General features: G+C 39.5%; 10 protein-coding genes and 1 tRNA gene. 10 read left to right on the top strand and 1 reads right to left on the bottom strand.

Features of this window, described 5'->3' with window-relative positions; translation table 11 throughout:
• Positions 1-2 precede the first annotated feature (2 nt).
• Both J5A55_RS03130 and J5A55_RS03135 read left to right on the top strand, forming a co-directional pair.
• Positions 3-1514 (top strand): complex I subunit 4 family protein, encoded by a 1512-nt coding sequence (locus J5A55_RS03130; RefSeq protein WP_004383451.1) that lies wholly within the window; start codon positions 3-5, stop codon positions 1512-1514.
• Between the two features lie 12 nt (positions 1515-1526).
• On the top strand, positions 1527-2966 hold the full coding sequence (locus J5A55_RS03135; protein ID WP_004383452.1) for an NADH-quinone oxidoreductase subunit N: 1440 nt from the start codon (positions 1527-1529) through the stop codon (positions 2964-2966).
• 412 nt (positions 2967-3378) lie between these two features.
• Here J5A55_RS03135 and J5A55_RS03140 read toward each other — a convergent pair whose 3' ends face one another.
• Entirely contained in the window at positions 3379-3783 is a 405-nt protein-coding gene (locus tag J5A55_RS03140; RefSeq protein ID WP_004383454.1) for a DUF3127 domain-containing protein, read from the bottom strand.
• A 214-nt stretch (positions 3784-3997) separates the two neighbouring features.
• Between J5A55_RS03140 and dnaN the strand changes: the two genes are divergently transcribed.
• The 8 genes from dnaN (at position 3998) to tssD (ending at position 13032) form a co-directional block, all read left to right on the top strand.
• Positions 3998-5122: a DNA polymerase III subunit beta gene (gene dnaN / locus J5A55_RS03145; RefSeq protein ID WP_039851354.1), complete on the top strand. Its 1125-nt coding sequence runs from the start codon at positions 3998-4000 to the stop codon at positions 5120-5122.
• 98 nt (positions 5123-5220) lie between these two features.
• Positions 5221-6072 carry a 3'-5' exonuclease gene (locus tag J5A55_RS03150; RefSeq protein WP_004383456.1) on the top strand — a complete coding sequence of 284 codons (852 nt, stop codon included), beginning with the start codon at positions 5221-5223 and terminating at the stop codon, positions 6070-6072.
• 4 nt (positions 6073-6076) lie between these two features.
• Entirely contained in the window at positions 6077-7291 is a 1215-nt protein-coding gene (gene coaBC / locus J5A55_RS03155; protein WP_039851356.1) for a bifunctional phosphopantothenoylcysteine decarboxylase/phosphopantothenate--cysteine ligase CoaBC, read from the top strand.
• A complete protein-coding gene (gene porD / locus J5A55_RS03160) occupies positions 7227-8153 on the top strand; it encodes a type IX secretion system protein PorD (RefSeq protein WP_394357750.1) in 927 nt (308 codons plus the stop codon). Before coaBC ends, porD begins: the two co-directional genes overlap by 65 nt.
• Before the next feature lie 63 nt (positions 8154-8216).
• Complete coding sequence (gene recN / locus J5A55_RS03165) at positions 8217-9884, top strand: DNA repair protein RecN (RefSeq protein ID WP_004383459.1); 1668 nt, start codon at positions 8217-8219, stop codon at positions 9882-9884.
• Positions 9885-9912: 28 nt separating this feature from the next.
• Positions 9913-11595 carry a tetratricopeptide repeat protein gene (locus J5A55_RS03170; protein ID WP_004383460.1) on the top strand — a complete coding sequence of 561 codons (1683 nt, stop codon included), beginning with the start codon at positions 9913-9915 and terminating at the stop codon, positions 11593-11595.
• Between the two features lie 56 nt (positions 11596-11651).
• A tRNA-Arg gene (locus tag J5A55_RS03175) sits at positions 11652-11726 on the top strand.
• A gap of 907 nt (positions 11727-12633) precedes the next feature.
• Positions 12634-13032 (top strand): type VI secretion system tube protein TssD, encoded by a 399-nt coding sequence (tssD, locus tag J5A55_RS03180; protein ID WP_004383461.1) that lies wholly within the window; start codon positions 12634-12636, stop codon positions 13030-13032.
• Positions 13033-13100: the final 68 nt, after the last annotated feature.

The following is a 13100-nucleotide window of genomic DNA, read 5'->3' on the forward strand; positions in this document are numbered from 1 at the left end:
AAATGAGTTGGATATTAACTGTATTTGTAATAATCCCCGTCCTGATGCTCTGTGGCTTATGGGTAGCCAAGAACGATAATCAGGTACGTGGTATGATGGTAGCCGGCTCTACGGCACTTTTGATTGGTGCTATCTGGTTGACTGTCTATTTTGTTCAGCAGCGTAATGCTGGTAACCATGATGCAATGCTACTGGCAAACTCCGTGATGTGGTTCAAGCCTATGCATATTGCCTTCTCTGTGGGTGTCGATGGTATCTCTGTTGTGATGATCTTGCTTTCAGCGATTATTGTCTTTACAGGAACCTTTGCTAGCTGGCAACTTGAGCCGATGAAGAAAGAGTATTTCCTCTGGTTTGTACTTTTGGCTTCAGGTGTATTTGGCTTCTTTATCTCAACGGATATGTTCACGATGTTCATGTTCTATGAGGTTGCTCTTATTCCTATGTATCTCCTCATCGGTGTATGGGGAACAGGTCCAAAGGAGTATTCAGCAATGAAGCTTACTTTGATGCTGATGGGTGGTTCAGCTCTTTTGATATTGGGTATTCTTGGTATCTATTACTTCAGTGGTGCTACTACGATGGACGTAATAGAGTTGGCACGTATGCATGCGATGCCTAAGAATATTCAGAACATCTTCTTCCCATTCGTATTCATTGGCTTTGGTGTTCTTGGAGCTTTATTCCCATTCCATACATGGTCTCCTGATGGTCACGCTTCAGCGCCTACAGCCGTATCAATGCTCCATGCTGGTGTGTTGATGAAACTTGGTGGCTATGGTTGCTTGCGTATTGCTATGTTCTTGATGCCTGATGCTTTGCAGACATGGGCTCCTATCTTCCTAGTTCTGACAACTATTTCGGTTGTTTATGGTGCGCTCTCTGCATGTGTACAGACTGACTTGAAGTATATCAATGCTTATTCATCAGTATCACACTGTGGTATGGTACTCTTTGCATTGGTTATGACCACACAGACAGCCATCACGGGTGCAATACTTCAGATGCTTTCTCATGGTTTGATGACAGCCTTGTTCTTCGCATGTATTGGTATGATTTATCACCGTGCTGGAACCCGTGACGTACGTTATCTTGGTGGTTTGATGAAGGTTATTCCATTCCTTGCAGTCTCTTATGTAGTGGCAGGTCTTGCCAATCTTGGTTTGCCTGGTTTCTCTGGCTTCGTTGCCGAGATGACCATCTTCGTTGGTTCATTTGAGAATGCAGGTACATTCCACCGTGTAGCAACTATCATTGCTTGTACAGCGATTGTTATCACAGCGGTTTATATCTTACGTGTGGTAGGAAAGATTCTCTTTCAGAAAATTCCAAATAAGAAGTTCTATGAACTGCATGATGCGACATGGGACGAGCGATTCGCTATTGGCTGCTTGATCTTCTGCGTTGCAGGCTTAGGTCTCTGCCCACTCTTCTTCGAGAATATGATTATTGATGCTGTTCATCCTATATTTGACCACATCATAACATACGTACCAACATTAGGTAATCTTTAATAAACTAGCGTAATGAATTATAGTGATTTCTTTAAGATGATTCCGGAGGCAAGTCTCGTTGCCATCCTGATTGTTTTGTTCGTTGCTGACTTTGCAACGGCAAAGACTGAAGAGCGCAAGTGGTTCAATCCGCTGGCTTCGGTGCTCCTTCTGATAAATACTTTTGTTTGTCTGCTCCCTATGGAAGCACAGACAGCATTTGGTGGTATGTATGTTACCTCTTCTGCTGTAAACGTGATGAAGGCTATCCTTTCTATGGGTACATTCATTGTCGTCCTTCAGAGTCGTATATGGGCTGCGAAGAACGGTAAGGAGAGTGAGTTCTATATGCTGATAGTTTCAACACTCCTCGGTATGTTTGCCATGATGAGCGCAGGTAACTTCTTGATGTTCTTCCTTGGGCTTGAGATGGCATCGGTGCCATTGGCATGTGCGGTTGCCTTCGATATGTATCGTAATGACTCTGCGGAAGCTGCAGCTAAGTTTATCTTGACAGCTACCTTCTCAAGTGGCGTAATGCTCTATGGTATTAGCTTCCTTTATGGTGAGTTCGGCACGCTTTATTTTGCTGATATAGCAACTAAGATGCATGCGACCCCACTAACTATCATGGGACTCGTATTCTTCTTTAGTGGTCTTGGCTTCAAGATATCTCTCGTTCCATTCCACTTCTGGACTGCCGATACTTATCAAGGTGCGCCAACAACAGTTACTGGTTATTTGAGCGTAATCTCAAAGGGAGCAGCCGCCTTTACATTGTTGAGTATCCTGTTCCATGTCTTCGGTGCAATCGTTGAGTATTGGCACGTATTGTTGATGATAGTCGTTGTACTTTCTATCACCATTGCTAACCTCTTCGCTGTGCGTCAGAATGAGTTGAAACGCTTCATGGCGTTCAGTTCTATCTCTCAGGCAGGTTATATCATGTTGACAGCTATTGGCAACGACTGGGTTAGCTCGGTGAGTGCATTGAGCTATTACGTTCTGATTTATGTTGTTGCTAATATGGCAGTCTTCACGATTATCTCTGTTGTAGAGCAGAATAATGGCGGTAAGACCAACATTGACGACTATAATGGCTTCTATCAGACTAACCCACGTCTGAGCTTCTTGATGACTTTAGCAATGTTCTCGCTTGGTGGTATTCCTCCATTCGCAGGTATGTTCTCAAAGTTCTTTGTATTTATGTCTGGCGTTAATGGCGCAGATATTAATACCACGATGGGAGCCTGGTCATACGCTGTTGTCTTCATCGCATTAATTAATACAGTTATCTCGCTCTACTACTATTTGAAGATTGTGAAAGCAATGTATATCGTACGTACAGACAATCCATTGCCAACCTTCAAGAGCGATTGCAACACAAAGTTCGCTTTAGCAGTTTGTATGACAGGCATTCTTCTCTTCGGAGTTTGCAGCTTCGTATATGAGTGGATTGCAGCAGCTGCATAAAGTATATAATTAGAATCTTGTTATAAGATGCCCAGGACTTTAATAGTCTTGGGCATTTTTGTTTTGCGCCTCTATCTTGCGCCTCCCACCCATCATTGTTTGCCAGTAAGTAGGGGAGGCTTGAGAACCTTTGAGATAGGCCTCTGTTTTGCCACAGATAAGGCTTGTCTTATTGTAAGAAGAGTGCCCTTTGGTTAACTCATATGTATCAGCGAATTAGCACATATGTGTTACCTCCACTAACACATATGTGTCACATCGGTTAACACATATGTGTCAATTTCATGATTACATAGGTATTAGAAAAAGCGTAAAAAGCACATGAGATTCAGGCAAGATAAGTAATAAAAAAGACAGAACCCAAATGCTAGAGTTCTGTCTTCTGATATGTATAATCTGTTAGTTTCTGAACTTAGAATGGAAGGTCATCCTCTGGGCTTCCAGCACTCTCCTGTGTTGGAGGGAATGGAGCTTGTTGCGCAGCAGGTTGTGCTGGTTGTGGTGTGACAGGGGCAGCCGTTGCTGGTGCACCAGCCATGACAGCAGCAGCATCTACACGCTGAATGTTCCAAGCACGGATGTTATTAAACCAACGACCATTATATTCGTGAGCATCAATATCGAAACTTACGATAATCTCCTCACCAGTCTTAATTGCAAACTGATCTATTCTGTCGGCTCCAAAGACGTTGAAGACCATCTTCTTTGGGTACTGATCATGTGTTTCTATTACGTATTCTTGTGACTTCCATGGTCCACGAGCAGATGTACCTTCACGGGCAGGAAGAACTGCAATAATTTTTCCTTGTAACTCCATAGTCTACTTTGTTATATATTTCTTATTTGTTTAAATGTGCTTGCGAAATTAATAAAATAGTTCTAAAAACGGAAACTTTCATACTTAAATTTTGTTTTTCACATCTGTTTTTTGTATTTTTGTGCGTTGAAGAGAAGAGTCTACGATATATATAGTTTAAGACGCTTCATCTCATGTAAGTTTAAGATTGAATATTAACTAAAATAAGATACCAATGAGGTTTAACCTTTCAAGCACTGCATTGAGCAGCCGATTGTTGACACTCTCACGAGTAATTAATAGCAAGAATTCACTTCCAATTCTTGATTGTTTCCTCTTTGAGGTTCATAATGGACAATTAACCATCACTTCGTCTGACAGTGAGAATGTGATGTGTGGGACTTTGAATCTTGATAGTTGTGAAGGTGAAGGTGACTTCGCTGTAAACAGTCAGACTATCCTTGATGCTGTGAAAGAACTTCCAGAGCAGCCACTTGCTCTTGATGTTAATTTCGATGAGATGAAGATTTATATTACTTATCAGAATGGCTCTTATAATTTCCCAATCCTTGGGGCTGATGAGTATCCAAGAGTACAGCCTATTTCTGATAATGCTTCTTCTATTACCATTGATGCAGCGAAACTTTCGGATAGTATTAATCGTTCTATCTTTGCAACAGCACAAGACGAGCTTCGCCCTGTGATGAATGGTATTTATTTTGATTTGACAAGTGATAGCCTGGCTATTGTAGCAAGTGATGGTCATAAGTTGGTAAGGAATAAAAACTTCTCGATCAAGAGTGAAACACCATCAGCATTTATCCTGCCAAAGAAACCTGCAACATTGTTGAAGACAGTCCTTGCTAAGGATGGTGGGGATGTAGTGATTCGTTTCGACGAGCGTTTTGCTGACATATCTTTTGCTGATGGTAATCTGTCTTGTCGATTGATAGAAGGTAAGTATCCTAATTACAATAGCGTAATACCACAAGACAATCCTAATAGAATTACGATTGATCGCAAATCACTTATTGGTGCTCTGCGTCGTGTATTGCCATTTGCAAGTGATTCGTCACAGCTTATCCGTTTCCATGTTTCTACTGGCTTATTAGAGCTGAACGCTGAAGACATAGACTTCTCTACAAGCGCAAAGGAGAGTGTTACTTGTGAATACGATGGTAATGCAATGAGTATAGGCTTTAAGGGCTCAAGCATGCTTGAGATATTGAATAACCTTGAGAGTGATGATGTAGTTATTCAGTTGGCTGATCCTTCACGAGCTGGTGTTATTGTTCCTGGCGTACAACCAGAGAACGAGGATGTACTCATGTTGATTATGCCAATGCTGTTAAACGAATAATAGGATATTCTACTAATATACATCTTACTGGGGGATGGCTATATCTCTAATAGATAGCCATCTCCTTTCTAATTGTAGTAGGGCTTATAAGCAAACGTATGAAATTGAATTTGACGAAACCTTTAATAGTATTTGATCTGGAAACGACGGGGCTTGATTTGGTAGCTGATCGTATAATTCAAATCTCATATATTAAAGTATATGCTGATGGGAAAGAGGAGAGAGAGAATTTCTTTATTAATCCAGGTAAACATATTCCCACAATTGTAACAGAATTGACAGGTATCTCCGATGAGGATGTTGCAGACGCACCAACATTCAAGCAGAAGGCAAAGGAGTTAGCCGATAAGTTCGCAGGTTGTGACTTTGCAGGATTTAATTCTAATCGATTTGACGTGCCAATGCTTGCAGAGGAGTTCTTGCGAGCAGGGATTGATTTCGACTTCTCTAAGTGTAGATTGATTGATGCACAGAATATCTATCATAAGATGGAACGCCGTAATCTTGCCGCCGCATATAAGTTCTATTGTGGGAGGAAGATGGAAGAAGACTTCGTAGCACATCGTGCAGATCAAGATACAGAAGCTACCTGGCGTGTGTTACAAGGTGAAGTTGCCATGTATGCACCTGGCAATCAAGAGGAAGAGCGTGCCCTCAATAATGATATGGACGAGTTAGCAGAGTTTTCGCGTATGAATGACTTTGTTGATTTTGCTGGGCGTATCGTATGGGAAGATATGAAGGATAAAGATGGTAAGACACTTCTTGATGCCACTGGTAAAGCTCGTAAGCATGAAGTATTCAACTTTGGTAAGTACAAAGGCTGGGATGTAGCAGAAGTATTACACAAAGATCCTGGTTATTATAGTTGGATGTTGGCAAGTGATTTTACTTATAACACAAAACAGGTGTTGACACGTATTCGTTTACGTGAATTCAATAATAGATAATGTAATGTTAGAAGGAAAGAAAATAGTTTTAGGCATAACAGGTTCTATAGCCGCATATAAGAGTTGTCTGCTTATACGTGAGCTAATAAAGAAAGGAGCCGAGGTACAGGTCGTCATTACTCCTGCAGGAAGGGAGTTTATAACGCCTATAACCCTCTCCGCACTTACGCATAAACCCGTCATTAGTGAGTTCTTTTCTCAGAAGGATGGTACTTGGAACTCTCATGTGGATTTAGGATTATGGGCTGATGCAATGGTAATAGCTCCATGTACAGCTGCATCATTAGGCAAGATGGCAAATGGTGTTGCTGATAATATGCTTATAACGACTTATCTTTCAATGAAGGCACCAGTATTCATAGCCCCTGCAATGGATTTGGATATGTATAAACATCCTTCAACGCAGAAGAATCTTGATACATTACGTGGCTATGGTTATCATATTATAGAGCCTGCTAATGGCTTTCTAGCGAGTGGATTAGAAGGGAAGGGTAGAATGGAGGCGCCAGAGAATATAGTGAAGTCTTTGGAGTATTTCTTCTCAGAAAGTATTACTTCTAAATATACAGAAAGGAGGGATTTACAAGGTAAGACAATCCTTATTACGGCTGGGCCAACTTATGAGAGACTTGATCCTGTTCGCTTCATCGGTAATTATTCTTCGGGTAAGATGGGATTTGCTTTAGCTGAAGATTGTCTTCAGCGTGGTGCAAAGGTTATCCTTATAGCTGGACCAGTAAGTTTGACCTGTTCTGCTGCTATAGAGCGAATAGATGTTGAAAGCTGTAATGAAATGTATGATGCTACGGTTAGGGAATATCCTAAGTGTGATGCAGCTATCTTGTGTGCCGCAGTTGCCGATTTCCGTCCACAGCAAATAGCAAATCATAAGATTAAACGAGAAGGGGATAATTTAACGCTCACATTGATACCGACACAAGATATTGCTGCTACTATTGGTAAGATGAAAAGCGAGAAGCAGCGCCTTGTGGTATTTGCCTTAGAAACAAATGAAGAAGAGCATAATGCACGCAAGAAGTTAGAGAGGAAGAAGGCTGATTTTATTGTGTTGAACTCAACAAGGAATCCTGGTACAACATTTCAATCGGATGATAATCAAATCACAATAATTAGTAAAGATAGAAAGAAGGTTTATGACAAGAAACCAAAGGCAGAAGTGGCTCGTGATATTATTAACGAGCTTGTTAGTTTGCTTTAGCAAGGATATTACTGCACAGGAACTACAAGCGAAAGTAACCATCAATCATAATCAAATTGAGGGCACAGATGCGTCTGTCTTCGAGAATCTTCAACAGACACTGGAACAGTTTATCAATACGAGGCAATGGACTCATTATCAGTTTCAAAAGAATGAGCGTATTGCATGTAACTTCAATATTACAATAAGCAAATATGATGTAAGCAGTAATATGTTTACTTGTACAGCATTGATACAAGCCAATCGTCCTGTTTATAATTCCGCCTATACTTCTACACTTTATAATAATCAAGATGGTGATTTCAATTTTACCTTTGCTCAATATGAACAGCTAGACTTTAATGAGGAAAATATAGATAACCAACTAACAGCTTTAATTGCTTATTATGCTTATCTCATTATAGGATTAGATCTTGATTCTTTCTCACCGATGGGTGGAGAAGATGTATTACTTCGTTGTATGAATTTAACGAATAATGCACAGAATCTGAGCTTCACTGGTTGGAAGGCCTTTGATAGTTCTCGTAACCGGTTTGCTTTCATTAATGATTATCTAGATGGGGCTATGAAGCCTTTTCGTCAACTACAATATGATTACTATAGGACAGGATTAGACGAAATGGCAAATAATGCTGAACGTGGCAGAACGAATATTACGACTGCATTAGAGAACGAATTGAAGAAAGCACATGAGAACCGTCCGATAAGTCTTCTTCCTCAAATATGGACAGACTATAAGAAGGACGAGTTAGCTAATATATATAAAGGTAAAGGTACACAGAAAGAGAAAGAACAAGTTTATGATATTCTCTTTGGAATTAATGCCAGTCAGAATATAACGTGGGATAAGATAAAGCAATAAGTTATCTCTTTCAATCTCTGAACTTAACAATTATCTAAAGTATTAAATATAACTAGCAAGTATATGCTGAAACATCTATATATAAAGAACTTCACTTTAATAGATCAGTTAGATATAGCCTTTCACTCTGGTTTCTCAGTTATAACAGGTGAGACTGGAGCTGGAAAGAGTATTATCCTTGGTGCTATAGGTTTATTGCTGGGCAATAGGGCAGATAGTAAACAGATTAAACAAGGTGAGAAGAAATGTACAATAGAAGCGCATTTTGACTTATCTCATTATGGTTTTGAATCTTTCTTTGAAGACAATGATATTGATTTCGAACCAGAAGATACAATTATACGTCGCGAACTAACTGCTAGTGGCAAATCACGTGCTTTTATTAATGATACTCCGGTCTCTTTACAAATGATGCGCATACTTGGGGAGCAGTTAATAGATATCCATTCTCAGCACCAGAACTTGCTTTTGCAAAAGGATGATTTCCAATTGAATGTTGTTGATATCATAGCACAGGATAGTGCAGCTCTCTCTGCTTATCATTCTTCTTATCAACATTACAAGGAGTCCTTACAGCGTTTGTCTGACCTAAAAGAACAGATTACAAAAGCACAAGAGAATGAAGAATTTATGCGTTTTCAGTTTGATGAACTAGAGAGTGCTGGACTTGTAGAAGGTAGACAGCAGGAACTAGAACAGGAGAGTGAGACCCTCTCTCATTCGGAAGATATTAAGACTGCTTATTATGAAGCCGACCACTTATTAAATGATGACGATAATGGAATCATTTATAAGTTAGGCGAAAGTCTAGATAGTCTTAGTGATATAGAGAATGTCTATTCAAAAGCAAAGGATGTGGTACAACGTCTATCGTCTGTTCATATAGAGTTAAAAGATATTGCAAGTGAAGTTGGTAGTGAGGTTGAGAATATAGAATTTGATCCTTCTCGTCTGGATAGTATCAACCAGCAGCTTGATCAGTTAAACACACTTGAGCAGAAATATCATGTTTCCACAGAAGAGGAGTTGATAGAGATTCGTGATAACATTGCAGAGCAATTACAGAGTATTGATAATAGCGATGAAGAACTTGAATCCTTGACAAAGAAAGTAGATGAAGAACTCAAGCTATGCACGGAGAAGGCAGCTAAGTTAACAGAATTGCGCCTTAAAGCTGGTAAGATTGTAGAGAAAGAGATGAGTCAACGATTGATACCTCTTGGTATTCCAAATGTCCGTTTCAAAGTTGATATAACCTCAAAGCCTTTGTCGTTGGATGGTGCAGATAAAGTGCAATTTCTTTTTTCTGCTAACACAAGTACTGCTATGGAACCTGTTGCACAAGTTGCCTCTGGTGGTGAGATTGCTCGTGTTATGTTATCCTTGAAAGCAATGATTAGTGGAACGGTAAAACTCCCAACGATTATCTTTGATGAAATTGATACAGGTGTGAGTGGTAAGATTGCTCAAAAAATGGCACTTATTATGCAAGAGATGGGTAATAATAATCGTCAGGTTATCTCAATTACGCATTTACCACAGATCGCCGCATTAGGTAGCTCACATTATAAGGTTGAGAAGGAAGAGACGGCAGAAGGGACGCGCAGTCACATGCGAGAATTAAATCAAGAGGAACGTGTATGCGAGATTGCACAAATGCTTTCGGGTGCAGATATCTCTGATGCTGCTCTTCAGAATGCCCGTGAATTATTAAATCTTAGTCAGAAGTAAATATATAGTCCTTAATTAAACATACGCAATGAAAGAAAGAATGAACATGAAAACGAGGAATTTCATACTATCTCTTATCTTATTGTTGGGAGTTTCTCTCAATGTCTTGGCACAATCTTCAGCTGTGAAGAAAGTGGCTGATGCCGCTTTTACATTAACAACTTTCAAGTCCGATGGAAGTATCTTGGCTACCTCTAATGGTATTTGCATTAGTACTGATGGTGTTGCAGTGAGTCCCTGGAAACCTTTTATAGGGGCTGATAAAGCTGTAATCATTGATGCTAAAGGACAGAAACATGATGTCACTTGTTTACTTGGTGCTAATGAGATCTATGATATTGTGAAGTTCTGCGTTAGTGGGAAAGTGAATGCTGCTACTCTTACCAATACTGTTTCTACTAGTGAAGACGCTTGGATAGTGCCAATGGCAAAGAGTGGAACTCCAGAAAAGGCTAACGTGTCAAGTGTTGAGAAGTTCATGGATAAATACAATTATTCTATTCTTTCCGCTTCAGCAAGCGATAAGTTGAATGGTGCCCCTGTTGTAAATACAAAAGGGCAGGTCATTGGACTCTTCAATGCTTCCGGCTCAAATAAGAGTGCAGTAGATGTCAACTATGCAAAGGACTTCATGTTGACGGGACTATCTCAAAATGATGCCACAATGAATCAGAGTAATCTTCGAATCGGTTTACCAAGTAAACTAGAGGATGCTCTTGTTGCATTGATGTTATCTTCTGAAAAGTCGGCAAGTATTCATGAAGCAACCATCAACGATTTCATATCAAGATTCCCACAAGTTGCAGATGGTTATAACGCCCAAGCAAACGTTTTAATTGGAAAATCAAACTTCACGGAGGCTGATAAGGTCTTGCAAACAGCTATTGCGAGGGTAAGTATGAAGGATGAAGCTCTTTACAATTATGCAAGAGTAATCTATTATAATACAGTAAATCCAGCAAATAAAGACAGATTGCAGGGGCTTAATTGGACACTTGATAAGGCTTTGGACGAGGTGAAGAAGGCCTATGCAATCAAACCCCTTAATGCTTATCGTCATCTCCAAGCTCAGATTATCTATGCAAAAGGTGACTATGCGAATGCATATAATGAGTTTGACGCACTGACGAAAACTGATTTTAATAATCCAGAACTCTATCTTGAAATGGCACAGAGTCGCCAACACCTTGGTGCCTCTGATAAGGAGCTCCTTGACTTGCTCAATAAGAGTATAGAACTTTGCGATACGCCTTATGTTGCAACCTCTGCACCATATTTCTATATGCGTGGTCAGCAACTTGAAAAGATGGGAGAATATCGTAAGGCAATGCAAGATTATTACACTTATGAATACTTCAATCAAGGACGCCTTTCAGCCGACTTTTATTATATGCGTGAACAATGTGAGGTAAAGGGACGTTTATGGCAACAAGCCTTACAAGACATTCTGATAGCTTCTCAATTAGACCCTAAAGAAGCATTATATCCCACAGAGGCGGGAAGTCTATTGCTACGACTAAACAAAGTAGATGCAGCTATCAGTGCAGCTCAACAGGCTATCCAACTCGACCCATTGCAAGCTGATGCATACTTGATTCTTGGCATAGCCCAATGTGAGAATAAGCAGAAAGAAGATGGGCTCAAGAACATTCAAAAGGCAAAAGAATTAGGCAACACACAGGCTGATTCTTTCTTGAAGAAATATCAATAAATATATTTGATAATTTGGCTGTACGAAATTAAATCAGTACCTTTGCACCCACTGATGGTTCCGTAGCTCAGTTGGATTAGAGCAACAGCCTTCTAAGCTGTGGGTCTTGGGTTCGAACCCCAACGGAATCACTGAGTGTTATAAGAGGAATGTCCACAAGGATATTCCTCTTTTTCTTTTGATTATCAGTATATTATATCACCATGAGCTAATGAGTTGATATCATATTCATTATAACGCTATAATAACCTCTTTCTTACTATCATTAGTCGATGTGCTGTTACTCAGCACACGTCGTGCTGAGGGTTAGTACCAATGGTGTTGAGTACTCTTTATATTCTTATAGATGTCTTTTCCTAAGGAATAACTTCTCCATTTACATTGAAATTCTTTATCGATTAAACTTATAGAAATTATACATTAGTCTTATTCTCAATAGAGGAATCTGTTGTTAAAGTAGAATATTACTTTATATTGCTGTCCGGTAAAAATAAACTGAAAGATCTGTATCTCTTTATCCATCGGTGTTGCATCCATTTTACTTATCCAGGGGCTTGGTTTTTAGTTCCAAACTGTAAGCATTATAAAATGTGCTTATTTTGATAAGGAAAGCCCTATAATAACCAGATAAATTAATGAAATCATAAGTTTAAGTCTATTTTATCTAACACAGATAACCCCAAAAAGTTTTATCGGACACCAATAATTACTTTATGATAAAGCTTTATACTGAGCATTGTTGTAGATGTAATTTTTATTTATAACTGAAGTTAAGTGTCGCCTGTATTAAAAGTTAAATATCTGTTATATATTGTTTTTATATTTGTTGTAATGAAATTATATTTCTACTTTTGTCATTGTTAAAAAACAACAGATTGCAAATCTTCCTCTTCTTTCCAAGAGCAAGACTGTTTAACAGCCGTACAGAGGGGACTTCAAGAAGTTGTTGAGGTTTTCTCTTTTTTGTTTTCTGGTAAAGGAGATGATAAGGGTGCCTCGTTTATCATTTTTTTTCTAACAACTTAAAACTTTTCAATTATGAGTTCATTTAGAGCAACTTTGGAATTGGGTGGTAAAGAGTATGACGTACTCTACTCTAACTACGAGTTCAGCCGTACAACTGACAAGAAGGGTCAGCCTGCATCAAGCATCTCTGGCGGTCGTATCAGTGTAACCATCGAGTCTACTGATGACACTTCTACTATCGAGGCTATGCTTAACAGCCAGTTCAAGCCTGTTGAGGGTAAGATCGTTTACAAGAAGAGCGAAGAGGATGCTAAGATGAAGGAGATTTCTTTCAAGAATGCTTACATCGTTCATTACAAGGAGACACTCGACGTTAACAACGAGGCACCGATGACTATTGCTATGACTTTCTCTGCTGAGAATATCACCGTGGGCAATGCTGAGCTCGACAACCGTTGGCCTCGCACATAAGCTTAGGGAACTTAAAGGACTATGCAGAGCTTTCTTGCTCAGCATAGTCCTTTTTCGTTTCTTACTCA

This window comes from Prevotella veroralis, assembly GCF_018127765.1.
GTDB classification, from domain to species: domain Bacteria; phylum Bacteroidota; class Bacteroidia; order Bacteroidales; family Bacteroidaceae; genus Prevotella; species Prevotella veroralis.

Bases quoted from the DNA above. Each gene is read 5' to 3' on its own strand.
- J5A55_RS03130 (WP_004383451.1), top strand. From the start codon at position 3: ATGAGTTGGATATTAACTGTATTTGTAATAATCCCCGTCCTGATGCTC.
- dnaN (WP_039851354.1), top strand. From the start codon at position 3,998: ATGAGGTTTAACCTTTCAAGCACTGCATTGAGCAGCCGATTGTTGACA.
- porD (WP_394357750.1), top strand. From the start codon at position 7,227: ATGACAAGAAACCAAAGGCAGAAGTGGCTCGTGATATTATTAACGAGC.
- J5A55_RS03170 (WP_004383460.1), top strand. From the start codon at position 9,913: ATGAAAGAAAGAATGAACATGAAAACGAGGAATTTCATACTATCTCTT.
- J5A55_RS03150 (WP_004383456.1), top strand. From the start codon at position 5,221: ATGAAATTGAATTTGACGAAACCTTTAATAGTATTTGATCTGGAAACG.
- coaBC (WP_039851356.1), top strand. From the start codon at position 6,077: ATGTTAGAAGGAAAGAAAATAGTTTTAGGCATAACAGGTTCTATAGCC.
- recN (WP_004383459.1), top strand. From the start codon at position 8,217: ATGCTGAAACATCTATATATAAAGAACTTCACTTTAATAGATCAGTTA.
- J5A55_RS03140 (WP_004383454.1), bottom strand. From the start codon at position 3,783: ATGGAGTTACAAGGAAAAATTATTGCAGTTCTTCCTGCCCGTGAAGGT.
- tssD (WP_004383461.1), top strand. From the start codon at position 12,634: ATGAGTTCATTTAGAGCAACTTTGGAATTGGGTGGTAAAGAGTATGAC.
- J5A55_RS03135 (WP_004383452.1), top strand. From the start codon at position 1,527: ATGAATTATAGTGATTTCTTTAAGATGATTCCGGAGGCAAGTCTCGTT.